This is a genomic window from Enterococcus canintestini, assembly GCF_001885735.1.
Lineage (GTDB): Bacteria > Bacillota > Bacilli > Lactobacillales > Enterococcaceae > Enterococcus_C > Enterococcus_C canintestini.
Genome location: NZ_JXKG01000007.1, coordinates 97,206 through 121,564, shown reverse-complemented (window position 1 = coordinate 121,564; position 24,359 = coordinate 97,206). Strand labels below are relative to the sequence as shown.

Sequence of the window (24,359 nt, the reverse complement as noted above, 5' to 3'; positions counted from 1 at the left end):
CCAACACAATTTGACGAAGAGCCTTTATTTTAACTACGATAAAAAAAAGCACGACCTGTAAAGACAGATCGTGCTCTCTTGTAACGTATTAACAGTGATTTTTACTTTTTTAAGACCAGTTCATCATTTGAATTGGAAAATGAAAATCATTGTTTTTCAAGGTAAAAAATTATCAAATTCTAATTTAATACTTTGGCCAAAAAGTATTTTTTCTTACCTTTTCTTATCACAACGAATTTTCCTTCGAAATGATCAGATGGTGTTACGACAAAATTTAAATCAGTGATACGATCACCGTTAATACTTATAGCTCCGTTTGAAACATCTTCTCGTGCTTGACGTTTTGATGGTTCAATTTTTGTTGCTACTAATAATTCCACGATATTTTCTGGATCGCTGGAAATTTCAACCGTTGGCATTTTGCTAAAGCCTTGTTCGATTTCAGTAGCATTTAAATCTTTGATATTACCGGAAAATAGCGCTTCGGTAATCTTTTGTGCTTCTTTTAAGTCTTCTTCGCTGTGAACAAAGCGAGTAACTTCTTCAGCTAAGCGGCGTTGCGCTTCGCGTTTTTCTGGTTCAGTGGCAACTTTTTGTGCCAAAGCATCAATTTCTTCTTTATCTAAGAAAGTAAAGAATTTCAAGTATTTAATAACATCACGATCATCTTGATTTAACCAAAATTGGTAGAATTCAAATGGTGAAGTTTTCTTAGGATCTAACCAAACAGCACCACCGGCAGTTTTACCGAATTTAGTACCATCTGCTTTTAACATTAATGGAATAGTTAAACCAAAGGCTTCAGCTTCAGGGCCTTCTAATTTACGAATCAAATCAAGTCCCGCTGTAATATTGCCCCATTGATCGGCACCACCGATTTGTAATTGCACACCGTATGTTTTAAATAGATGTAAAAAGTCGATGGATTGTAAAATTTGGTAAGTGAACTCTGTAAAGGAAATTCCCACTTCCAAACGACTTGAAACGATATCTTTGGCTAACATTGTGTTAATGTTGAAGTTTTTACCGTAGTCACGTAAAAATTCCAACAATGAAATTTTAGATAACCAGTCAAAGTTATTTACAAAACTGATATTGGCATCTTTACCAAATAATTTGCGCATTTGGTTGGATAACGCGTCGACATTGTGCTGAACGGTTTCCATTGTTTGTAACGTTCTTTCTGTTGTACGACCACTAGGATCACCGATTGTACCAGTACCACCACCGATTAAAATATATGGACGGTGGCCCGCCAATTGAAATCTTTTCATCATCATGAAAGGAATTAAATGTCCAATGTGCATGGAATCGCCGGTTGGGTCGACACCACAATAAAGCGCAATGCTCTTTTCATCTACGAGTTTACGTAGACCTTCTTCATTGGTTTGTTGGTTGATGGCATCCCGCCACGTTAATTCATCAATAATATTCATCTTATTGACCTCCGTCTATATTTATGAAAGCAGTAAACTGCTGGCATAGCAAAATTAATAGGTGTTATTAAAAAATTTTTTAAAGCGTTTTATGAATGGGTTTAAAATTTGAGCAGCTAAAAAACAAAGTAACAAAAAAGTCCCTTGGCAAAATTGCCAAGGGACGAAAATTCGCGGTACCACCCAAATTATATACTTTTAAAAAAAGTATATCACTCAAACATTTAACGCTGTCGCGTGGCTTTACGCCAAGACTCCGGAAGTGTAATTCACACAATAGCGTGTACTGGTTTGCAGCCCCACCAGCTCTCTTAAACAGCGGCTATTATCCTACTGTGTTTCCATCACAGTCATCATTTATTAATGTGACTACATCATAAGACTGTGGCAGCGGTTTGTCAACCACAAAGGCGTTATTTTTTTCAGAATAACACTTTACAAAAAAGAATAGCAGCGTATTATTTCCGTTAAAAAACGAATTGTCATAGCATAATTATTCAGAGGTCAAAAGTTGGGAAACATCACTTTGTCCTCTTTTTATTTCCAGGTAAAAAGATAGTGCTGTCACTACCAAAAATAACTTTATAAAATAACACAATAAAAATGAAACGATCTCGTTTACACGCAAGCGATAAGATGAAATTGCTTCAAAAGAAGTTGCTGATGAAATGTCGTTTATAAAAAAAGAGGTTACGATTGAAGTGACTAGCTGAAAGTAATAAGACCGAATTGCTGAAAATTGTTTTTCAAATTTTTTGGAATTCTATCTTATTTCAAAAAAGTTACTTGTCACACCGTTTATTCGAAAAAAAAGCTGTGACAATTTTTTGTCACAGCTTTTTTTGTATTCTATTCTTTTCCTAATGCTCGTTGAACGGCTTTAACAATTTCCACTACTGGAATAATTGCAAAGGAAGAACCAACGACAATTCCCCATTGATATAAATCAAGGTGGGCAACACGGAAAACATCATTTAGACCAGGAACAACAATAATAACCATCATTAAGAAAAATGACAGTAAAATCGCCCAGTTAAATGATTTGTTGCGGAATGGTCCCACTTTAAATAAGGATTGGTGAACAGATTTCACATTAAACGCATGGAACAATTGCATCAACCCTAATGTTGCAAAGGCCATTGTTAACGCATCGCTGTGAATTGCTTCATACGTTGCGTGAACGGGCCATTGGATAGCAGACCAATAAACAAACAAGACAGTCGCTGCTTCTAAAATCCCTTGATAGATGATACTTGAGAAAACACCACCAGAGAACAAGTTGGAATTACGACCTCTTGGCTTGTGGCTCATTAAATCTTTTTCAGCTGGTTCCATCCCCAACGCAATCGCAGGGAATGTATCTGTTACTAAGTTAATCCATAATAGGTGAATTGGTAATAATGTATCCCAGTTTAGCATTGTAGCAATAAAGAGTGTTAAAACTTCCCCTAAGTTAGCAGCTAATAAATACTGTACGGCTTTTTGAATATTAGAGAAAACTTTACGTCCTTCTTCAACAGCCACCACAATTGTCGCAAAGTTGTCATCTGCTAAGACCATGTCAGAAGCACCTTTTGAAACTTCAGTACCAGTAATCCCCATACCAACCCCAATATCGGCTTGTTTTAAGGCAGGGGCATCGTTGACACCGTCACCAGTCATGGCCACAACTTTACCTTCTTTTTGCCAAGCTTTTACAATTCGCACTTTATGTTCAGGTGATACCCGCGCATAGACAGAATAATTTGCCACTTTTTGAGCAAATTCTTCATCTGACATTTGATTTAATTCAGCACCTGTTAAAACAGCTGCATCATCGCCAGCTTTAATAATTCCCAGACGAGCCGCAATAGCTTCTGCGGTATCTTTGTGGTCGCCGGTAATCATAATTGGACGAATACCTGCTTCTTTGGCGACTTTAACTGCATCGGCAGCTTCAGCGCGTTCAGGGTCGATCATGCCGACTAAACCGGCAAAAATTAAATCATTTTCAACGACTGCAGAATCCAATTCAGTTGGAATTGAATCAACATATTTATAAGCCATCCCTAACACACGTAGCGCTTGTTTGGCCATATCTTTATTGTTGTCTAAAATGGTTTGCTCTTCTGCTTTATTCATCGGTTTTACGTCATCAAACACTTGATACTGTGTGCAACGACCTAATAACACATCTGGTGCCCCTTTAACAGCCACCAGGTAGCGACCGTCTGCTTGTTGGTGAATTGTAGACATCAATTTTCTTTCTGAGTCAAAAGGTAGTTCCGCAACACGAGGTTCTTGGGCTACTTTTTCAGTCACGTTAAACCCTTGATCCTGACCAAATTTCACAAGGGCTGTTTCAGTTGGATCACCGATTAATTCCCCTTCTTGACTGAATTTTGTGTCGTTGGCGTAGTTCATCACTTTAAGCGCCATATTATCGGCAGGAATTTGTTCACTGGCAGGATATTGTTGCCCGTTGGTATAAAGTTTTTCAACTGTCATTTGATTTAATGTCAACGTACCAGTTTTATCAGATGCGATAATATCGGTTGAACCTAGTGTTTCTACCGCTGGTAATTTCCGAATAATGGAATTACGTTTAGCTAAAACTTGCGTTCCTAACGCTAAAATAATCGTTACAATTGCCGGTAATCCTTCTGGAATCGCTGCAACAGCTAAAGATACAGACGTTAATAACATATCCATCCACGGTGTACCGTTAACTAATGTACCAAATAAGAACATAATGACAGCAATTACTAAAATTGCAGCCGTTAAGAATTTACCTAAGTGATTCAAGTTGTTTTTTAGTGGTGTTTCCGTTTCGTCAGCTGCAGCTAACATTCCTGCAATTTTACCAACTTCAGTATTCATCCCAGTGTTTACAACAACACCTTTTCCGCGACCATAAGTGACGTTACTATTAGAATAAGCCATGTTAATGCGGTCGCCGATTCCAATTTCATCGCCTTCTAAAACAACGAGTTCTTTTTCAACTGGGACTGATTCCCCTGTTAAAGCAGCTTCTTCAATTTTTAATGAGCTGGCTTCAATTAAACGCATATCAGCAGGAACAACATCGCCGGCTTCTAATAAGACAATGTCCCCTGGTACAAGTTCTGTACTTTTAATTGATAAGGCATGACCGTCTCGCATAACATTAGCATTTGGGGTGGACATATCCCGTAATGCTTCAATTGCAGCTTCTGCTTTTGATTCTTGGACAACACCCATCACAGCGTTAATAATTACAACAAGCAAAATAATGATGGAGTCAACAGGTTCGTGGGGAGCCGAAATAATCGCGGCAACTAGTAAAACCAAAATCATCAAGTCTTTGAACTGTTCAAAGAACTTTTGAACCATTGATTTTTTCTTACCTTCTTCAAGCTCATTTTCACCATATTCGCTTAAACGTTTTTTGGCTTCTGTGGCACTAAGGCCCTCAGCAGTTGCATCTAACTCTTTTAGAACCTCTTCTGGCGTTTGGGAATAAAACGCTTGGCTCAACTGCTGCTTTTTGTTTTCTTCTGACAATTTTGTTCCTCCTTTGAAATTTTCCTCCACAAGTCAGCTAAAAAAAATAGACTTGTGTATGTGCATAACATACATAAGTCTCACTAATTAAGGCAACACCAGAAAATAAATTTCGGTTGGTGATGTTGCCACAGCTTATGCTGCTAGTTACTCCCTCATGAAAACATATAAATACAAAGAACATTATATAGTAGATTGTAGTTGCGAGCAAATACTTTTCATAAAAGACAACTAGGAAAAAGAAAGAAAAAAACTGAAGGGACTTCTTTTTGACACTTGCATAATAAAGGTAGAATTAAAAAATTGCGCTGTAAATTTCTTGAAATTTCAGCTTAGCACCTAGAAATAGTATTTCAGAAAAAATTTTTACTAGAACAAAAGTAAAAAAAACCGTGTTGTCAGCATCTTTTAGTTACTGACAACACGGTTAAATTAGGCAATTACTGATCCATTTGGCATTTGTTTGGGAGCTTCAACAATAGCTAAGTTGCCATTTTCATCTTCGGCAGATAAAATCATCCCTTGGCTAATTTGACCACGCATTTTTCGCGGTTTTAAGTTAGCTACGATAACAACTTTTTTACCAATCAACGCTTTTGGATCTGGATAAAATTCAGCGATTCCTGACAAGATTTGACGATCTTGCGAATCTCCGGCAGCTAAACGAAATTGTAAGAGTTTGTCTGCTCCTTTGACTTTTTGACAGTCGATAACTTCGGCTACTTTTAATTCTACTTTATCAAAATCATCATATTTGATTTGTTTTTCTTTAACTGAAACCAATTCTGTTTCTTCTGGGTCCCACTTCACTGTTTCTTCTGGAGTAACAACACCTTCTGTCATTTTCTTTTGAATGTATGCTACTTCTACTTCTTGATCTAAACGTGGGAAAATTGGTTTTCCTTTAGCAACGACTTTTGTATTCCGTGGAAATTCTCCAAAGCGCAAATCTTTTAAGTCCATCGTTTCCGCATCTAAACCTAGTTGTTGGAAAATTTTCTTTGGTGTTTCCGTCATAATTGGTTGTAATAAAATCGCAACAATACGCAAACTTTCAGCTAAATGCACCATGACACTATCTAATTCGGCCTTGTGCTCTTCATCTTTTGCTAATACCCAAGGTTCAGTTTCATCGATATATTTGTTTGCCCGAGAGACCAAAGTCCAAACTTCCGCTAAAGCAACACTAAATTCCATTTTATCCATTGCTTGGTGGTAACGGCCTACCACATTTGCAGCCGTTGTGGATAATTCACTATCAAAAGCAGTCACTTTAGAAGCATAAGCCGGTACATTGCCATCACAATATTTATTAATCATCGCAATCGTACGGTTTAATAAGTTACCTAGATCATTAGCCAAATCATAGTTCACTCGAGCCACAAAATCTTCTGGCGTAAAGACGCCGTCTGAACCAAAAGGCATTGCCCGTAATAAGTAATAACGTAATGCATCTAAGCCGTAACGTTCAACTAACATTTCCGGATAAACTACATTTCCTTTTGATTTACTCATTTTACCGTCTTTCATTAACAACCAGCCGTGACCAAAGATTTTTTTAGGTAATGGTAAATCTAGCGCCATCAGCATAATTGGCCAATAAATCGTGTGGAAACGGACAATTTCTTTACCTACCATATGCACATCAGCAGGCCAATATTTATCAAATAAAGTAGTATCATCTGAGCCGTAACCTAAAGCAGTAATATAGTTAGATAAGGCATCAATCCAAACATATACAACGTGTTTTGGATCAGATTTAACAGGGATGCCCCATTTAAAAGTAGTCCGTGATACTGCTAAATCCTCTAAACCAGGTTTAATAAAGTTGTTAATCATTTCATTTTTACGAGATTCCGGTTGAATAAATTCTGGGTGTTCATTGTAATATTCCAATAAACGATCAGCATATTTACTCATGCGGAAAAAGTAAGATTCTTCTTTTACCAATTCGACTTCATGCCCACTTGGTGCTTTACCGCCGATTACTTTACCATCTTCATCACGATAAACTTCTGCTAATTGCGTTTCAGTAAAGTACTCTTCATCAGAAACAGAATACCAACCTTCGTATTCACCTAAATAGATATCCCCTTGGGTTAAAAGACGATCAAAGATTTTTTGGACTGCTGCTTTATGATAATCGTCCGTTGTCCGAATAAATTTATCGTAACTAATATCTAATGTTTTCCACAACTTTTGAATATCAGCTGCCATTTTATCTACATAAGTTTGGGGTTCAACACCTAATTCTAATGCCTTTTTCTCGATTTTTTGACCGTGTTCATCAACACCAGTCAAATAAAAAACATCAAAGCCCATTAAACGTTTGTAACGTGCAACCGCATCACAGGCAATTGTAGTGTATGAGTTACCAATATGCAGTTTGCCGCTGGGATAATAAATCGGTGTTGTAATATAAAAAGTTTCTTTTCCAGCCATGGATTTTCCTCCTAGTAATAAAAAAGTGAAGATGACTCTTTGGGACCAGTCGCTTTAAAAAGCTACTAAAATACCACAAATGGCTATTCGTCGCATTTCAACCAAGGTCGTCACCTAAATTTTTAAGTACACATCACGTAAATGATTCTTAGCTAGTATACCACAATTCTAACTTTCTTTAAGTGCTTTTCCTTGTAAAAAACAAAGGCAAATTCATTTTCACTGGATTTGCCCGCCTTAAAGAAATTTTTTTTGGTATAATGAAAGAGATTAACGAAATTGAGGGACACACTATGACAAAAAAACATCGGCTTTTAATCGCGGCCATTGCCGTTTTAACACTTTTCCACATGATATTTTGCGCTTTTTACGGCCGCTTATATGGCTATTTTAATTTAGAGGGACAATTACAATCTTTTTTGACCACAACTGCAATTATTCGTGGCCTTTTACTGATTGGAATCGCTATTTCAGGCTTAATTAGCTTAAAAGATAAAGCGAGCAAAACAACTCCTTTTTACCTAATTTTCTTTTTATTCAATTTGATTATTCCATTTATTTTTAAATAAAGTAGAGGTGAGCAGTTTTATGCCAGAGTTTGCATCAAAAGCTGAAGAAAAACATTACTATGAACAAGTTGCCACCGAAGAGGACTTTCTGCAGTGGTATAAAAAGCAAGATCACCCAGAATATGAGAAACCTTCTTTAACTGTTGATATGGTTTTAATGTGTTACAACAAAGAAGAAGACCAGTTAAAAATGCTTTTAATTAAGCGAAAAAGCCATCCTTATCGTAATTCTTGGGCATTGCCTGGCGGATTTGTAATGCCAAATGAATCAACTGATGACTCGGTACTACGAGAAACATTGGAAGAAACGGGAGTAGAAATTTCTAAATCCAATATTGAACAACTCCATACTTTCAGCACGCCTAATCGCGATCCCAGAGGTTGGGTAGTCACCGTTAGTTATTTAACTTTTATTGGAGAAGAACCATTAAGTGCCGGGGATGATGCGGATGAAGTTCGGTGGTTTACCATGGAACGAAAAGGAAGCCAGCTGTATTTAACCAGCGGTCAAGACGTTGAGATTATTTTGAACTTAAAAACTGGCCTTTCTTCCGGTAGCGATTCTCTAGCTTTTGACCACAGTCAAATTGTCTTAAAAGCTTTTAAACGCGTCGCAGAAAAAATGGAACATGAACCTAGAGTTTTACAAGTTTTAGGACCTACTTTTACGATCACTGAAGCCCGCAAAGTTTTTGCAAAATTTTGGGGCATGGATTTTAAAAGTATCGATCATTCCAACTTTAAAAAAGCGATGTTGCAATATTTTGATGAAATTGGTGAAAAACCCCTTGGCATTGGCCGACCTTCTAAAATTTATCAACTAAAAAAAGAAGTTCTCGCAGCTAAATTCTAAATTTTTGCGCCATATCAGCTTTATTCGAAAACAGGAGGTGCGACAAGTCTTTTGTCACACCTCCTGTTTTTCCTTTATTCTAAAGTAGATTTTCGACAAAAGCACCTTACCTCACAGTGAGAAAGCCACTAATCCTCTGTTACTTCTTCAAAATCACCAATCCGTTTGGCCATAATAATATCTGGTTTAAACCAACCGCTTGCGTCAGGAATCACACCCGTAATTTGATACCCCATTTTTTCATAAAAACTATATGGATGATTTTTCAAATTTTTAATTTGTGCAATTGCTGCTAAAGGTTCTTGATAGAGGTCCATTTGACTTAAAGTTGTTTCATTGTTTTCATCGTCAGCACCTAAATAAATGGTAATCCCGCCTCTAGAAGCAATTTCCGATTCTAAAAAAGAAACCAAGCGAGCACCAATATTTTGTCGCCTAAAATCTGGCACTACTACTAAAGGATGCAATTCCCAACCCGTTTGACCATATTGTGGAATCGCCCCAATAAAGCCCACCAGCTCCTCTTTTACTAAAGCAGCAACCGCAATGCGTTCTGGCGCTAACAATTTTTCAACTTCTGTTTTAGCTGATTGACCATATTCTTTAGGCCATGTTTTGGCTAAAAGATCTGCCAATTGATCTTTTAAAATTGGATTATCCCGTTCAAATTCTGTAATTAACATTGGCACACGCCTCCTGTAGTCTTAAAGGTAGTTTACCAATAATTCAAAAATGCAGGAAATAATATGACTTTTTCTTAAATCAGAATATAAATGAAAAAAAGTGGCATCAGCCACTTTTCTAATCACAACGATTAAGTAATTTTACGCGTGTTGTTTTTGCTTTTTTTGTTCTTGCATTTTTTTACTCCGCAATTGTCCACAGGCCGCATCAATATCTGTACCATGTTCTTTACGAATTACACAATTGATTCCATTACGTTTTAAAATATCATAAAAGCGTAAAACATCCGCTTTTTCACTACGAGAATATTGATCGTGTTCACTGACTGGATTGTAAGGAATTAAGTTGACGTAAGCTAATTTTTTCTTATCTTTTAACAACTCAGCAAGTTCTTTGGCATGATGGGGGCGATCATTGACATTATTTAACATAATGTATTCAAAGGTAACCCGTCGATTCGTTTTTTCGATATATTCATCAATTGCTTCCATTAAAACTTCAATTGGATAGCTTTTATTAATACGCATCATGGAACTTCTGACTTCATTATTAGGGGCATGTAATGAAATCGCTAAATTAACTTGCAAGCCGTTATTCGCGAATTCTTTAATCTTACGGGCCAAACCACTTGTAGAAACCGTAATGTGGCGGGCACCGATGGCTAAACCTTTAGGATCATTAATCACTTGAATAAAGTTCATAACATTATCGTAATTATCAAATGGTTCGCCTATTCCCATCACGACGACATGGGAAACACGATCCCCATTATTCAGTTGATCAAAATAGTGTTGCACTAACATAATTTGGGCGACAATTTCACCTGTTGTTAAATCCCGTTGCTTTCGCAATAGGCCACTTGCACAAAAAGTACAACCAATATTACAGCCAACTTGGGTAGTGACACAAACTGACATGCCATAGTCTTGCCGCATTAGGACTGTTTCAATCATCAGCTTATCCGGCAACTCAAATAAATATTTAACCGTACCGTCACTTGCCTCTTGGACTACTAATTGCTTTAAAGGATTTACAACAAAGTGTTCTTCTAATTTTGCGATTAAAACTTTCGACAAATTCGTCATTTGTGCAAATTCTGACACACGCTTTTCATAAAGCCATTCCCAAACTTGATTGCCCCGAAACTTCTTTTCGCCATTTTCAATCAGCCAGTTCATTAGCTCTTCTTTATTTAAACCATAAATAGATGGTTTCATTGTTGGTTTTTTCACAATTTTTCCCCTTTTTGACAGATTCGCTCCATACTATAACAGATTTATTGTCTATCTTTCAACCTGGCTTAGTCTTTTTTAAAGAAAGAAAAGAAATAAAAAAAGTGAAAAGACTCATTTTGTCTAAAAGAAAAAATATGTTTGAGTAAAACCCTAATAGAGTTGTCTAGTTTCTAAGATTTTTATATGTACTAAAGAAAAAAGTTTTCTAAACTGCTTAGCTAAGCTAAGCACGTCTAGAAAACAAATTAAATCAGCTAAAATATAGCTTTCTTTTATTACAATTTACTTTTGAGGTGGTGTCTGTTCTTTTTTTGATGCATTTAATTTTTGTTCTTGTTTTTCCAACTCACCATAAGCATTGCGGCTGAGTGTATTACCGTTTGCTGCTCCGCCGTTACGCGTGAGGGCAGTAATTTTTCGTAACATTTTAAGCAAAAATTCTTGCATCGTTACCTCCTTTTGTTCCATTAAAAAGTTAGTTTGCTACTCTAAATCTTGCGGGACTTCTTCTGTTGGGGCTGGTTCAATTAAAACTTTACGCGGTTTACTTCCTTCAGAAGGGCCTACCACACCGTGCATTTCCAGTTCATCAACTAAACGCGCTGCCCGATTATAACCAATCCGAAAACGGCGCTGCAATAATGAAACGCTAGCAGTCTGCATATCAACCACCAAATCTTTGGCTTGTTCGTATAACTCATCTTCTGGTTGAGCATTAGCACCACTTGCAGTCTCGTCTTCTTCTGTGACCATCATTTTTTCTTCATATTCTGCCCCTTGTTGTTCAGTGATAAAGGCTACCACGCGCTCTACTTCATGATCGGAAATAAAGGCACCTTGCACGCGAATCGGTTTATTTTCACCCATTGGTAAAAAGAGCATATCCCCGCGCCCTAGTAATTTTTCGGCGCCATTACTATCTAAAATTGTACGGGAATCCGTCCCACTCGAAACAGCAAAAGCCATGCGGGAAGGAACGTTAGCTTTAATAATCCCGGTAATAACATCCACACTCGGCCGCTGTGTCGCTAAAATCATGTGAATTCCAGCTGCCCGTGCCATTTGAGCCAAACGAATAATCGCATCTTCCACTTCATTAGAAGCCACCATCATTAAGTCCGCCAGTTCATCAACAATAACTACGATAAAAGGTAAAATCGGATTATTTTCACCATGACTACTATTTCGCTCTGAAATCATTTCATTATAGCCGGTGATATTGCGGACGCCGGCCGCGGCAAATTTCTCGTAACGCTCTTCCATTTCTTTGACAACTTTTTGTAATGCTTGGGCAGCTTTTCGCGGATTTGTCACAACCGGTGTCAACAAATGCGGAATCCCATTGTAAACATTTAATTCCACCATTTTGGGATCAATCATCATTAATTTGACTTCATGGGGCTTAGCCCGCATTAAAATACTTGTGATAATGCCATTAATGGCAACGGATTTCCCGCTACCTGTTGATCCAGCAATAAGTAAATGGGGCATCTTCGTTAAGTCGGCCGTTTGAACCCGACCAGAAATATCTCGCCCCAATGGTACTTCTAATAATTTATCTGGATGATCTGGTTGGGCTTCAATCACTTCTCGGAAGGAAACCATACTAATGCTACTATTTGGCACTTCAATACCAATTAGAGATTTTCCGGGAATCGGTGCTTCCATCCGCACATCTTTAGCAGCTAAGGCTAAGGCTATATCATCTGTTAAGCTGACAATTTTACTAACCTTCACCCCAACTGCTGGCTGGACTTCAAATTTGGTTACAGCAGGTCCTAAGCTAGCTTTGACAACTTTTGCTTCGACGCCAAAACTTTGGAAGGTTTGTTCTAATACACCAATATTGTGTTCAATTTTTTGATATTCATCACTCTGGTCAGTAGGCGGAAGTGAGTCTAGTAACGTCACATTGGGTAGTTGATAATCGCGATCTTCTGCTTCGGCTGGAATTTCAAAATCTAAATCTTCACCGTCGTCTGGTATCTCAGCCTCTGTTGTCTGGTTTAAATTATTCGTTTCCGTTACAGGCTCAGTAGCAACTTTTTCTTGAAAATGATCAATTGGTACAAAACTCAATTGCTCTGGTTCAACTTCAACGGTACTTTTTGCTGTTTCCGCCAGTTTTTCACCTTCTGTTTGTGGTCGAACTTGATTTTTCGCATTTTTTTCTAATTCCCGTTTTGCAGCGGCTTTTTCAGCAGCAATTTTTTCTGCTTTTGTAGCAGCCTTTTCTGCTTGTCTTGCTTTTTTTAACGCCTGTTTTGCTTCTTTTTTTGCAGGGTCACCGGCTAAAAGTTCTTGTAAGGTTTCACCGGCAGCTTGCAAATGTTCTAAAAGCTCGCCACCACTCATCATACTAACTAAAAATAAACCTACACTTGCTAATAAAAAGGCAAAGAAATAACTTCCAATTTGGGATACTAGAAAATAACTACATTGATACAAAATAGCCCCTAACATACCACCGCCGACATTTTGACTGACTTGGTTCGTGCGAATGTCCCCTAATAAAGCACCCCAGGTTGTATTAATAATATTGGGGTCACCACTAATTACATTGCGAAATAATAACGCGTGTAAAAACATTAAAACGCCCGCATAAATAAGTAGTCCACCCAAAAAGCGACGAAAACTTTCCAATTTTGCCGCTGTGGTTTTGACCATTAGCCATAGTCCATATAAAGCTAGCGCAATTGCCAATACAGGATAAGTATTCCCCCCAATAATTCTAAGACAATTAGCAATTAAAGTTCCCAAAAAGCCCAACTTAAATAAACCAAGTAGCGCAAATATTATAAAAGCGGCGCCAATTACCGCCAACATCATTTTTTCTTGTTGTTGCTGTTGTTTTTTTGTTACTCGTTTCTTTTTCTTCTGGCTTTTTCGTTGTGCCATTTTTATAATCCCTCATTTCATCTTCCTTATTATACAAAAAAAAACAGGCGAACAAAAGTTTTGTTCTACCTGTTAAAAGTTTTAACCACTTTATTTGGGTGAGACATCTTCACCAAACCATTTTTCAGAGATTTTTTTAAATTCGCCATTTTCTTTGATAGCGTTAAAACCTTCATTAATTTTTTTAGCTAAGGCTTCATTGTTTTTTCGTACTCCGACTGCATAATCTTCATTTTCAAACGGTCCTTTAATAATGTTGTAATCCTCTAGTTGATCTTTTTGCGTTAAATAATAATCAGCGTAGACTTTATCAATTAGTAAACCATCAATACGACCATTTTCTAAATCAATAAAAGCTTCATTAAAGCTGGCGTATAAAACTGCGTCGTTATCTGCGACAATATCTTTTAACACTTCTGGCTGTTTAGTAAACAAGTCATAACCAGAAGAACCTTCTTGAGCGCCTAAAATTTTACCTTTCATCTCTTTAAACGTAGTGATGTTACTCTTTTTCGGTGTAACTAGCACTTGATCGTTTTCCATGTACGTATCGGAGAAAAGGACTTTTTGCTCTCGTTCTGCCGTTTTGGAGTAGCCATTCCAAATGGCATCAATTGTTCCATTATCAAGTTCTGTTTCTTTCATTGACCAGTCAATCGATTGAAATTTGACTTTTTGTCCGGTTTCTTTAAAAACAGCTTTAGCCAAATCAATGTCAAAACCAACTAAATTCCCATCTTTGTCTTTAAAACCCATTGGTACAAAAGTATCGTCTAGCCCTACGACTACTTCTTTTGGAATTTCATTTGCTTTTGTTTTGGGATTTTCTTCCTTACTCCCACAAGCTACCAACAAACCAAGACTTGCCACTACAGTTAATAATGTACTCCATTTTTTCAATTTCATTTTTACACCCTCCTTATTTTTTACAACACTTCCAATTTATTTTGGTGTTACTTTTAGTGTTTGATCGGCAATGTGTTCTGCAAATGTCCAATCGTGGGTAACTACGATTTGGGTGACGCCTTCTTTTTTTAAAGATAAAATCAATTTTTCAACTTGCTCTCTTAAAGCCGGATCAAGAGCACTGGTTGGCTCATCATAAGCCAAAACTTGCGGATCCATTGCCATAGCACGAGCAATTGCGACCCGTTGTTTTTGTCCACCTGATAATTGATAAGGATAACTTTGTAATAAATCTTCTAATCCTAGTTGTGCAGCTAACTTTTCAGCTTTTTTGGTAAAAGTCGCAGTGTTTTCCTTCAAAACTAGTTTTGGTGCTAACGTAATATTTTCAAAAACATTCAAATGGGGAAAAAGTTGAAAATCTTGAAAAACAACCCCGACAACTTGTTCTTGTTCATTTAATGCAATCGGATTAAATGCTTTACCATCTAGTAAAAAAGTACCACTATCCGCTTTTTCTAAGCCAGCTAACATACGTAGTAAAGTTGTTTTTCCGCCCCCAGAAGGACCCACAATCGCTAAAATCTCCCCATCAGGAATATTTAAGTCTAAGTTTTCAAAAATAGTTTTTTTACCAAATGCTTTATTGATGTTCTTTAATTCCAACATTATTTTCACCCACCTAACGATAATAGTTTAATTTGTTTTCTAAAGCTTTCATAATCAATGTGAAAGCCCCCGTCATCACCAAATAGATTAAACCAACTCCGACTAACGGTAGCAAAGTGGTATCCCGTTCCATTGCAATTTTACCAATTCGCATCATATCTGAAAGTCCTAAAATATAAACTAAAGACGTATCTTTTACTAAATTGACCACTTCATTTCCTACTGAAGGAAGCGTGATTTTTACGACTTGTGGGATAATGATTTTCGTGATTGTTTGCATTTTGCTTAAGCGTAAAACTTGCGCTGCTTCGTATTGTCCTTCTGGAATAGACTGAATGCCACCTCTGAAAATTTCAGCAAAATAAGCAGCATAGTTAATAATAAAAGCTAGTAGTGCAGCATCAAAGCGCTCCAAGACCAGCGCTGGCATTAAAAGTGGCAACCCATAAAAGATAAAAATTAATTGCAATAACAGTGGCGTACCCCGCATAATCCAAACATACACCTGCACAATTAACTTAAAAGGTTGCAAGTGGCTTGCTAATACAAAGGCTAAAATAATCCCTAATGGAATTGAGCCTAGTAAAGTTAAACCAAATAATTTTAAAGTGATGCCTGCTCCAGACAATAATTGTGGTAAAACAGATAATAAATAATTCATCTCGTCAGCTCCTTATTTTGTAAACAAAAAAGCCCTCTGACATAAAAGTCAGAGGGCGTAATTCCGCGGTTCCACCTCTTTTTATTACTTTTTCACAAAAGTAATCTCCATCAGTCACCATAGATAAAAGTAATCCCAAAATAAAAAAGTCCCTTAGCGCAAGCGCTAAAGGACGTAAATTACGTGGTTCCACCTTATTTCACTCCTGCTTTGCAGCTAAGAGTCTCTATAAGTCATCTATCAATGACTGTTGCTGTAACGGGCATACCCGGATTTTCTTACTAGTATTTCAGAAAAACAACTCCAAGATGTGGTTCACAAATTGTCATCGCCTCTTTTCACCTGCCAGAGACTCTCTTTAGATGGACATACTTGCTACTCTTCTTATCGATGTCGTATTATTAGGTTGTCTTTAACTTTAAAAGGTGAAATGAAATTTGTCAACTATTTTTTTAAAAGGGGTCTTTTTTATGTTCGCTACGGCCAAAGCTGCCTATCAACTACTAGAAGAATTAAACATTTCCTACCAACGAGTAGACCACCAACCGATTACATCCGTTAAAAATGTACCTTTTACTTTACCCGGACCACAAGTAAAAAATTTAGTTTTAAAACCGCGCAAAGGCGAACATCGTTTTTTGGTCATTTTACCAGATGAAAAACAAGCAGATTTGACATCTTTAGCGAAAACCTTAAATGAAAAGCGTCTATCTTTTGTTTCGGAAAAAAATTTGGTAGAATTACTAAATGTGCCCGCAGGTTCGGTCACACCTTTGGCTTTGCCTAATGATTATGATCACAAAATCACTGTCGTCATTGATAAAGATATCGACCAACAAGATACAGTCGGATTTCATCCCAACATTAATTCGACGACACTGATTATGCAATTTCGTGATTTTGAAAAGATTTTAAATCATTTAGGATACAAACCACTTTATGTAGCGATTTAAATAGAAATTACGAGGTGTAGTGACGCTTATGTTGGTCTTATTGATTTTCACATTAATTGCTGGTGGCGCCGGCTATTTATTCTATCTATTAACTAAAGATACTATTCGCGAAGTTTACGAACAATTGGATGATAAAAATGAAAAAATTCGCAAAATTAAAGCCGTTTGTTTAGGTGTTTTCCACCTGATAGCTTTTTAAATCCAGCTTTAGCAACTACTTTTATCTTAACGTATAAATAAAAGCGCTCTCTAGATGAGAACGCTTTTTTATGTATTAAAAAAATATGTACTATACCAATAAATCCAATCCTAAATATTTCAAAACACCTAACAACACGCCGACTAATATAATAACAGAAATTAACATAAACAATATCAGCCCTACCATAAATTTTCTCCGACTTCGCATCCTTACTCCTCCCTCGTGGTAAACAATTAAGCCTATTGCATAATTATGCTACCACTTATTTGCGGGAATTTTAGCAAAATGTGAGAGGTTTTATGATTTTAACCTGCATTTTTTATAACTTTGCCACTGAAAAAGAAATTTATTAAAAGAACACCGTTTAAAACTTATTAATAACAAACATTTTCTAACCTTTACCATTTTTATTTTGATAAAAATAACCAGATAAAAAACTAAATCACACTAAAAGTTGTTCTTTTTATGAGAAATTTTATTCGCTAATAAAAATAAAATTTCTCATAAATTAAAAACAACTTTTTTTAATAAAGGCAGTTTTTTTCTTTTATTTCAATTTAAATCTAGATTAAATTTAAGTTTCATAAGCGGTTAAAATGACATTGCCATTTAAATATTCTCCCAAATAGATCTCACTAATTTTGTCGTGCCCTTGGGCTTTTACTTCTGCTTCTAGCCAGTCAACATCTTTTTCAATTATTTCTAATAAATCGAAATTTGCTTGGCCATCGACAATAATCGGATAACGAATCATTTCGGCGCCATATTCGATGACGTTTAATTGCCCATTTTGTTCCATGACCGCAAGTTTTACTTTTTCCACTTCAAAAATGCCGTTAGAACGCAATTTAAACATCAAGTCATTGGCTGAAATACCAATTCGCAGACAATCCTGCACATTTACTGCCCCATTACGAATTAAAGTAACTGGTGCCCCGTCAATCACGCGTTTTATCCAGCGGTTATGTTCTTTGGCAAATTTTAAAACTAAAACGAGTAATGTCCAAATAATTAAGACTAAAACAAATTGTAAAACAGTAATGGCTTCGTTATAAATAACCCCGCCAATAATCCCCCCTAAGACAAAGTTTTGGACTTGATCCATTGGAGAGGTTGGAGCTAGGTTGCCTTTTCCCATGATCGTAATTTGTAAAATTAAACAAATTAGCCCCAAAGCAAACTTGGCTAAAATTGGTAAATAATAACTCATCTTTATTCCCCCTACTTTTGTTTCACAATCTGGTCTTTGGCCGTTAATAGTGCTACGGCATCCATTTTAAAGTTCGTCCCATCTTGACTGAGTGTAACGCGGTAACAATCTTCTCCGATTAAAACTAACATTTGGTCCGTCAAAGTCGTGCTGTTAACATATACCTCTTCTGGTGCAACCACTTCATCTTGGGCAACTCTTTTAACAAAATGGACCATCTGGGAAGACTGCGAATGATTGCTTTGATCTTGTTTGTAATCAGAATACTGTACTCCCAGTAAAAAAAGTAACAATAATAAAAAGATAATAGTCAAATCTCGGTATTTTGTATCTAGACGATGTCGCAAATATGTACTAAATACAAAAATTAAAAAAATCAAAGCGGCAAAAATCAACCCATATTTAATGTAATCGTTTACTCCTGCATTATTTTGTAAATAATCAATGCCATAAAAAGTCATTTTCACTCCCCATTTCTCTGTTTACTTCTCCTTATTTTAGCATGTAGATAAATTATTTTTAATATATTTGATTTTTACTGCAACTATTATTTGACATTGTCTTATAAAATCTCGATAATGTAGCTTAATTAGGGGAGTAGCACATAGATAGACTATGGTTTTAGATCAACATCCCGCGTAAATCGCTGGTCTAAAACATCATTGCCAGACCTAAGTTCCAACTGAGAAAGTTTTTATTTTTGAAACTTATTCAGTTAATTTTAGCAAAACTTAGGAGGAAAAAATGAGTCAACAGAAAATGTCTAAAGTAACAGCAGCAGGCTTACTGGTTGCGATGGGAGTTGTCTATGGTGATATTGGGACAAGTCCTCTTTACGTTATGAAGGCAATTGTCGAAGAAAACGGTGGCTTAAAAAGTCTCAATCCAGATTTTATCTTAGGTGCTGTCTCGCTGATTTTTTGGACGCTAACGTTTTTAACCACAATTAAATACGTGGTAATTGCCTTAAATGCCGATAACCACGGTGAAGGCGGAATTTTTTCGCTGTATACGTTGGTGCGAAAAAAAAGCAAATACTTAATTATCCCAGCTATGATTGGTGGTGCAGCGCTACTAGCTGATGGTGTGTTAACGCCTGCGGTTACAGTAACAACTGCTATTGAAGGCTTACGGGGCATCCCAGCCTTTTATGATCGTTTTGGGATGAACCAAAATGTGATTGTAATTATCACATTAATTATTTTACTAATTTTATTTACAGTCCAGCGTTTTGGTACCGATATGGTAGGGAAAGCATTTGGCCCGGCGATGTTTTTATGGTTTACCTTTTTAGGTGGCATGGGACTTTTTCACTTTGGGCAAGATTTATCTGTTATCCGCGCTTTAAATCCGATGTATGCCATCAAACTTTTATTTAGTCCTGATAACAAATTGGGCATTTTAATTTTAGGCAATATCTTTTTAGCAACTACTGGGGCGGAAGCTTTGTATTCTGATATGGGACACGTCGGTAAGAAAAATATTCGTGTCAGCTGGCCTTATGTCAAAGTTTGCCTTTTATTAAATTATTTAGGCCAAGCTGCTTGGTTATTAAGTGTTTATCAAGACCCTAAAATCCAGGCGATTGAACAATTAAATCCATTTTTCCGTATTTTACCAGCTAGTTGGATGGTTTTCGGGGTTATATTTGCCACCATTGCAGCTGTAATTGCTTCACAAGCGTTATTGTCGGGTTCTTTTACCTTAGTTTCTGAAGCCATTAAGTTGCGCTTATTGCCACGAATGAAAATTATGTATCCCGGATCTTCAATTGGACAAATGTATATCCCAGCGGTGAACTTTATTTTGTGGTTGGCTTGTTCTTTAATCGTGCTTACTTTCCGTACCTCTTCTCATATGGAAGCAGCTTACGGATTATCCATTACGGTAACGATGCTTATGACAACTCTTTTACTTTACTTTTATTTATCAGAAAAACGGCACAATAAATTGCTAGCAGCTTGTGTTAGTCTTTTCTTTGCAGCTATTGAAACGATTTTTTTCATTTCCAGTGCCGCGAAATTTTTACACGGTGGCTTTGTCGCTGTGATTATTGCTTTACTTATCTTAGCTGTCATGATTATTTGGGAATGGGGCAATATTATTCAAGAAGAAGCAGCGGATACCGTGCATCTAAAAGAATATATCCCCCAATTAGCTGCTTTACGTCAAGATGAAAGTATCCCAATGTATCAAACAAACGTGGTTTTTCTAGTACCTCATATTAATGATGATGAAATTGGGAAACAATTCGTCTACTCTATTTTAGACAAACGACCAAAACGGGCCCAAACATATTGGTTTGTAAATGTTGTCGTAACAGATGAACCTTACACTAAAGAATTTTCTGTTGATACCTTAGAAACTGATTTTATTGTCGTTGTCCGTTTGTATTTAGGTTTTCGCGTCAATCAGGAAGTAAATGTTTACGTCCGACAAATTATTCATGACTTAATGAAAGATGGTCGGCTACCAAAACAACCCCAACGTTATTCCTTAACACCGGGACGAAATGTCGGTGATTTCCAATTTGTCTTAATCGAAGAAGAGCTTTCTAACAATACGGAACTAGGTAAATGGGAACGTCAGATCATGCAGGCAAAACTCTTGATTAAACGACATACTATGTCCCCAGAAAACTGGTTTGGTTTAGAATATAGTGACGTCTTATATGAAACTGTACCTCTTATAATTGGTCGCACCAAGAAAACCCGACTCGTGGAACGTAAAAATTAAAGAAACAGTCGCTAATTGTAGTGCTCTGAGAAGTTAGAGTTTTTATCTAACTTCTCAGAGCACTTTTGTTTTTAATCGCAACTGTTTTTTAACGCCGATAAAATTCCTTACCTGCCCGGTAGTCAGATGGACTCATCCCCACTTCTTTGCGAAACACTTTACTAAAATAATTGGCATTCGAAAAGCCAGTAGCTTCTGCGACAAACTGCACTTCTTTACCTAGCCACAAGAGCTCTTGCGCATGATTAATGCGAATTTTTTGTAGATAATGCATAGGGGGTATTTGATAAACCGAGTTAAACTCCCGTATTAAGCGAAATTTGGACATGCCAAATTCTTGTGCCAAATCATCAAGGGAAAAATCATTTGAATAATTTTTATTCAAATAATCTTTTACTTTTAACATTTTAGGTGACTGATCAAGGTTTTGGTTTTTAATCGCCGCTTTCAAGGTAAGTACTAGTTGAAAAGTCAGCTTGGCGTTTAAATAGATATCGACTTCTGATTCAATTAATTTTGATACCAAATTCTTTATTTCAAGCTGATACTTTTTTTCTAAAGTTAGCACCTGGATAGACTGCGGAAACCATTGGCGAACATTAGGAGAAAATTCTAAATATAAAAAATGCCATTTATCACCAAAGTACTGATAATTACCAGGAATTTCACCTAAAAAGGCTTTCCCCGGGGTTAAAGTAAACATTGCTCCGGGTGTTTTTAATTGACCACTTCCTGTTAACGTCATTTGCAATACGAGCATATTTTCCTTGCGCTGACGCGCATCCCAAAAATAGTCTTGCCCGCCAAAACCAATTCCCACCCCATAAATTAAAGGCAATCCTTCATCTGAAATATAATGAAAACGTTGATTTATCTCTTGCAATTTTTTACCCTTCCCAAAATTATTTTTTCTTGTTTAGCGCTATCTTTCTATTATATCTTATTATTATCAAAAGAGAATAGAGGCGATTAGAATGGAAATAATTTACCAAGAAAAAGAAAAGCGTTTTCACTTACGCAACGATTCCATTAGTTATATTTTCCAAGTAGAAAAAGACAAGTATTTACAACATTGCTACTTTGGGCCCGCTTTAACAAGTTATCATCAAAGTAATCCACCCCAATTTATCGATCGCGGTTTTAATACTAATCCTATTAGTAGCGAGCGCACTTTTTCGCTTAACACATTACCATTAGAAACAAGCACTCAAGGAAGCCTCGATTATCGGATTGCAAATTATCAGTTTCTTAATCAAGCCGGCAATAATGTGACCGCCTTTGAATATGAAAGCTATCGCATCTATGACGGAAAACCTAAACTTTCAGAGTTACCTACTCTTCGTGGTTCAAAAGCTAAGACGTTGGAAATTGTATTAATTGATTCAATTCAGCAACTAAAAATGATCTTACACTACAGTATTTTTACCGATTCATCTGCTATTACCCGCAGTGTAACTTTTGAAAACTTAAGTAATACAGCTATCTATTTAGAAAATGCTGGTTCTTTAATGTTAGATTTGCCTCGTTGTGATTATGATTTAGTCACCCTTAATGGTGCCCATACTAATGAAGCCAATATTACCCGACAAAAATTGCACCCTGGTATTCAAAGAATTGATTCTAATCGGGGAACTAGCAGTCCACAGCACCAGCCGTTTTTGGCACTGGCAAACTGGAACACAACCGAAAATAGCGGTGAAGTAATGGCATTTCACCTTATCTATAGCGGAAATTTTATCGCCCAAGTTGAAGTAGAACAATATGGTACATCCCGAGTTCAAATGGGCATTAATCCGGACACTTTTTCATGGAAATTAAATCCAAAAGCTATTTTTGAAACTCCAGAAGCAGTTATGGTCTACAGTACAACTGGCTTTAACGGTATGTCTCAAACATTTCATCATCTTTACCAAGAGCACTTGGTTCCTAAAACCTGGCAAAAAAAAGAGCGGCCAATTTTATTAAATACATGGGAAGGAAATTATTTTGATTTTACCGAAACAGATTTATTAAACCAAGCCGATAAAGCTAAAGAATTAGGTATTGAGTTATTCGTTTTAGATGATGGCTGGTTTGGTCAGCGAAATGATGACACAAAAGCATTGGGAGACTGGTTTGAAAATACAACTAAAATTCCGAGTAAAATTACCGGCTTAGCTGAAAAAATTCACGAAAAAGGCTTACAATTTGGCTTATGGTTTGAACCAGAAATGATTTCAAAAGAGAGCTTACTTTTTAATAAACATCCCGAATGGGCATTGCAAGTTCCAAATTATCCCTTAACCCAAGGACGACAACAACTGGTATTGGATTTTAGTAAAGAAGCTGTCCAAGATTTTATTATTGACATGCTGACTGGCTATTTGCAAACTGGAAAAATTGATTATATTAAATGGGATATGAATCGTCATTTAACCGAAGTGGGCAACCTTACTTTACCGCAGGATCAGCAACAAGAAATTGCTCACCGCTATGTTTTAGGCTTATATCGGATTTTACAAACTTTAACGACAAAGTTTCCTGAAGTTCTATTTGAAAATTGCTCCAGTGGCGGTGGACGTTTTGATCCTGGTATGATGGCGTATATGCCCCAAACGTGGACGAGTGACAATTCTGATGCTCTATGCCGAACAAGGATTCAAAGTGGTTACAGCTATCTTTATCCACCTATTATGATGGGAGCCCATGTTTCTGATGTCCCGAATCATCAAGTTGGCCGAATTACACCGCTGAAAACACGTGGTTTAATTGCGATGAGTGGTAATTTTGGCTATGAACTCGCAATAAATCAACAATCTGAAACTACGCTTGCAGAAATAAAAAAACAAATTAAATTTTATAAAAAGCACCGCCAGTTATTACAATTCGGCGACTTTTATCGTCTGCTTTTACCTACTGAAACTGCAGCTTGTGCTTGGCTATTTAAAAATGAAGACGAAGCACTAGTCGTTTATTTTCACGGTTTAGCCCAACCTGCACAAAAAGCACACTATTTGAAAACTTACTATCTAGACCACGACGCACTTTATCAAGAAGTAAATAGCCAAGCCGTTTTTAGCGGAGCTGAGTTAAATTATGCTGGCTTATTAATTCCTCGTATAAAAGGTGATTTTGAAACATGCTACTTCCATTTCAAAAAAATTACGTCTACTAAAACTGTTTAAAATATCAAATACTTGCGAGATGTGACAAAAGTCTTGTTACATTTCCTTTTTCCAAATAAACGTTATGACAGAAGTAGCTTCTGTCATAACCTCGTTTTTAAATTTTGCTTAATAAGCTAATTCCCCGTTCTCAAGCAATAAGCTGAAATTTTCAACTCTCTTCAAAATTCAGCTTATTGCCATAGAGATCCCGTCTACAAAGCTGGATTAAAAAACACC

At 36.7% G+C, this 24,359-nt stretch carries 19 protein-coding genes and 2 other annotated features; of the genes, 6 read left to right on the top strand and 13 right to left on the bottom strand.

Annotated elements, in window-relative coordinates:
* Positions 1–179: 179 nt before the first annotated feature.
* The 3 genes from tyrS to metG form a co-directional block, all read right to left on the bottom strand.
* A complete protein-coding gene (gene tyrS / locus RU96_RS06180; RefSeq protein ID WP_071864668.1) occupies positions 180–1,436 on the bottom strand; it encodes a tyrosine--tRNA ligase in 1,257 nt (418 codons plus the stop codon).
* 156 nt (positions 1,437–1,592) lie between these two features.
* Positions 1,593–1,793, bottom strand: a binding site (T-box leader).
* A 492-nt stretch (positions 1,794–2,285) separates the two neighbouring features.
* Positions 2,286–4,958 carry a cation-translocating P-type ATPase gene (locus RU96_RS06175; protein WP_071864667.1) on the bottom strand — a complete coding sequence of 891 codons (2,673 nt, stop codon included), beginning with the start codon at positions 4,956–4,958 and terminating at the stop codon, positions 2,286–2,288.
* A 432-nt stretch (positions 4,959–5,390) separates the two neighbouring features.
* Positions 5,391–7,400 carry a methionine--tRNA ligase gene (gene metG, locus RU96_RS06170; protein ID WP_071864666.1) on the bottom strand — a complete coding sequence of 670 codons (2,010 nt, stop codon included), beginning with the start codon at positions 7,398–7,400 and terminating at the stop codon, positions 5,391–5,393.
* A 293-nt stretch (positions 7,401–7,693) separates the two neighbouring features.
* Here metG and RU96_RS06165 point away from each other — a divergent pair, with 293 nt between their 5' ends.
* Positions 7,694–7,969 (top strand): hypothetical protein, encoded by a 276-nt coding sequence (locus tag RU96_RS06165; protein ID WP_071864665.1) that lies wholly within the window; start codon positions 7,694–7,696, stop codon positions 7,967–7,969.
* Positions 7,970–7,988: 19 nt separating this feature from the next.
* Positions 7,989–8,822 carry an NUDIX domain-containing protein gene (locus tag RU96_RS06160; RefSeq protein WP_071864664.1) on the top strand — a complete coding sequence of 278 codons (834 nt, stop codon included), beginning with the start codon at positions 7,989–7,991 and terminating at the stop codon, positions 8,820–8,822.
* Positions 8,823–8,950: 128 nt separating this feature from the next.
* Here the strand turns inward: RU96_RS06160 and aac(6') are convergent, their stop codons facing one another.
* The 7 genes from aac(6') to RU96_RS06130 all read right to left on the bottom strand — a co-directional run bounded on the left by aac(6') (position 8,951) and on the right by RU96_RS06130 (position 15,875).
* On the bottom strand, positions 8,951–9,505 hold the full coding sequence (gene aac(6') / locus RU96_RS06155) for an aminoglycoside N-acetyltransferase AAC(6')-Ii (RefSeq protein ID WP_071864663.1): 555 nt from the start codon (positions 9,503–9,505) through the stop codon (positions 8,951–8,953).
* 141 nt (positions 9,506–9,646) lie between these two features.
* Complete coding sequence (gene rlmN / locus RU96_RS06150) at positions 9,647–10,723, bottom strand: dual-specificity RNA methyltransferase RlmN (protein WP_071864670.1); 1,077 nt, start codon at positions 10,721–10,723, stop codon at positions 9,647–9,649.
* A gap of 300 nt (positions 10,724–11,023) precedes the next feature.
* Positions 11,024–11,188 carry a hypothetical protein gene (locus tag RU96_RS13035; RefSeq protein ID WP_169818344.1) on the bottom strand — a complete coding sequence of 55 codons (165 nt, stop codon included), beginning with the start codon at positions 11,186–11,188 and terminating at the stop codon, positions 11,024–11,026.
* 36 nt (positions 11,189–11,224) lie between these two features.
* Entirely contained in the window at positions 11,225–13,639 is a 2,415-nt protein-coding gene (locus RU96_RS06145; RefSeq protein ID WP_071864662.1) for a DNA translocase FtsK, read from the bottom strand.
* 90 nt (positions 13,640–13,729) lie between these two features.
* Positions 13,730–14,539, bottom strand: a complete 810-nt coding sequence (locus RU96_RS06140) for an amino acid ABC transporter substrate-binding protein (protein WP_071864669.1) — start codon at positions 14,537–14,539, stop codon at positions 13,730–13,732.
* A gap of 42 nt (positions 14,540–14,581) precedes the next feature.
* Positions 14,582–15,214 (bottom strand): amino acid ABC transporter ATP-binding protein, encoded by a 633-nt coding sequence (locus RU96_RS06135; protein WP_071864661.1) that lies wholly within the window; start codon positions 15,212–15,214, stop codon positions 14,582–14,584.
* Positions 15,215–15,227: 13 nt separating this feature from the next.
* On the bottom strand, positions 15,228–15,875 hold the full coding sequence (locus RU96_RS06130; protein ID WP_071864660.1) for an amino acid ABC transporter permease: 648 nt from the start codon (positions 15,873–15,875) through the stop codon (positions 15,228–15,230).
* A gap of 165 nt (positions 15,876–16,040) precedes the next feature.
* Positions 16,041–16,275, bottom strand: a binding site (T-box leader).
* 70 nt (positions 16,276–16,345) lie between these two features.
* Here RU96_RS06130 and RU96_RS06120 point away from each other — a divergent pair.
* Together RU96_RS06120 and RU96_RS12800 are read left to right on the top strand one after the other, a co-directional pair.
* Positions 16,346–16,828, top strand: a complete 483-nt coding sequence (locus RU96_RS06120) for a prolyl-tRNA synthetase associated domain-containing protein (RefSeq protein ID WP_071864658.1) — start codon at positions 16,346–16,348, stop codon at positions 16,826–16,828.
* A gap of 19 nt (positions 16,829–16,847) precedes the next feature.
* Positions 16,848–17,027, top strand: coding sequence for a hypothetical protein (locus tag RU96_RS12800; protein ID WP_143350950.1), 180 nt, complete (start codon positions 16,848–16,850; stop codon positions 17,025–17,027).
* 577 nt (positions 17,028–17,604) lie between these two features.
* On the opposite strand, the gene RU96_RS06115 is transcribed toward RU96_RS12800, so the two are convergent.
* Complete coding sequence (locus RU96_RS06115; RefSeq protein WP_071864657.1) at positions 17,605–18,240, bottom strand: DUF421 domain-containing protein; 636 nt, start codon at positions 18,238–18,240, stop codon at positions 17,605–17,607.
* 11 nt (positions 18,241–18,251) lie between these two features.
* A complete protein-coding gene (locus RU96_RS06110) occupies positions 18,252–18,701 on the bottom strand; it encodes a DUF3290 domain-containing protein (protein WP_071864656.1) in 450 nt (149 codons plus the stop codon).
* Positions 18,702–18,984: 283 nt separating this feature from the next.
* On the opposite strand from RU96_RS06110, the gene RU96_RS06105 reads away from it, so the two are divergent.
* Positions 18,985–20,976 (top strand): KUP/HAK/KT family potassium transporter, encoded by a 1,992-nt coding sequence (locus RU96_RS06105; RefSeq protein WP_071864655.1) that lies wholly within the window; start codon positions 18,985–18,987, stop codon positions 20,974–20,976.
* An 88-nt stretch (positions 20,977–21,064) separates the two neighbouring features.
* Here RU96_RS06105 and RU96_RS06100 read toward each other — a convergent pair whose 3' ends face one another.
* Complete coding sequence (locus RU96_RS06100; RefSeq protein ID WP_071864654.1) at positions 21,065–21,859, bottom strand: AraC family transcriptional regulator; 795 nt, start codon at positions 21,857–21,859, stop codon at positions 21,065–21,067.
* Positions 21,860–21,950: 91 nt separating this feature from the next.
* Here RU96_RS06100 and RU96_RS06095 point away from each other — a divergent pair, with 91 nt between their 5' ends.
* Entirely contained in the window at positions 21,951–24,140 is a 2,190-nt protein-coding gene (locus RU96_RS06095) for an alpha-galactosidase (protein ID WP_071864653.1), read from the top strand.
* Positions 24,141–24,359 lie beyond the last annotated feature (219 nt).

Coding starts and splice junctions, on each gene's coding strand:
- RU96_RS13035 (WP_169818344.1), bottom strand. CDS start 11,188: ATGCAAGAATTTTTGCTTAAAATGTTACGAAAAATTACTGCCCTCACG.
- RU96_RS06160 (WP_071864664.1), top strand. CDS start 7,989: ATGCCAGAGTTTGCATCAAAAGCTGAAGAAAAACATTACTATGAACAA.
- RU96_RS06095 (WP_071864653.1), top strand. CDS start 21,951: ATGGAAATAATTTACCAAGAAAAAGAAAAGCGTTTTCACTTACGCAAC.
- metG (WP_071864666.1), bottom strand. CDS start 7,400: ATGGCTGGAAAAGAAACTTTTTATATTACAACACCGATTTATTATCCC.
- RU96_RS06130 (WP_071864660.1), bottom strand. CDS start 15,875: ATGAATTATTTATTATCTGTTTTACCACAATTATTGTCTGGAGCAGGC.
- tyrS (WP_071864668.1), bottom strand. CDS start 1,436: ATGAATATTATTGATGAATTAACGTGGCGGGATGCCATCAACCAACAA.
- RU96_RS06115 (WP_071864657.1), bottom strand. CDS start 18,240: ATGAGTTATTATTTACCAATTTTAGCCAAGTTTGCTTTGGGGCTAATT.
- RU96_RS06135 (WP_071864661.1), bottom strand. CDS start 15,214: ATGTTGGAATTAAAGAACATCAATAAAGCATTTGGTAAAAAAACTATT.
- RU96_RS06110 (WP_071864656.1), bottom strand. CDS start 18,701: ATGACTTTTTATGGCATTGATTATTTACAAAATAATGCAGGAGTAAAC.
- RU96_RS06165 (WP_071864665.1), top strand. CDS start 7,694: ATGACAAAAAAACATCGGCTTTTAATCGCGGCCATTGCCGTTTTAACA.
- RU96_RS06145 (WP_071864662.1), bottom strand. CDS start 13,639: ATGGCACAACGAAAAAGCCAGAAGAAAAAGAAACGAGTAACAAAAAAA.
- RU96_RS06120 (WP_071864658.1), top strand. CDS start 16,346: ATGTTCGCTACGGCCAAAGCTGCCTATCAACTACTAGAAGAATTAAAC.
- RU96_RS06105 (WP_071864655.1), top strand. CDS start 18,985: ATGAGTCAACAGAAAATGTCTAAAGTAACAGCAGCAGGCTTACTGGTT.
- rlmN (WP_071864670.1), bottom strand. CDS start 10,723: ATGAAACCATCTATTTATGGTTTAAATAAAGAAGAGCTAATGAACTGG.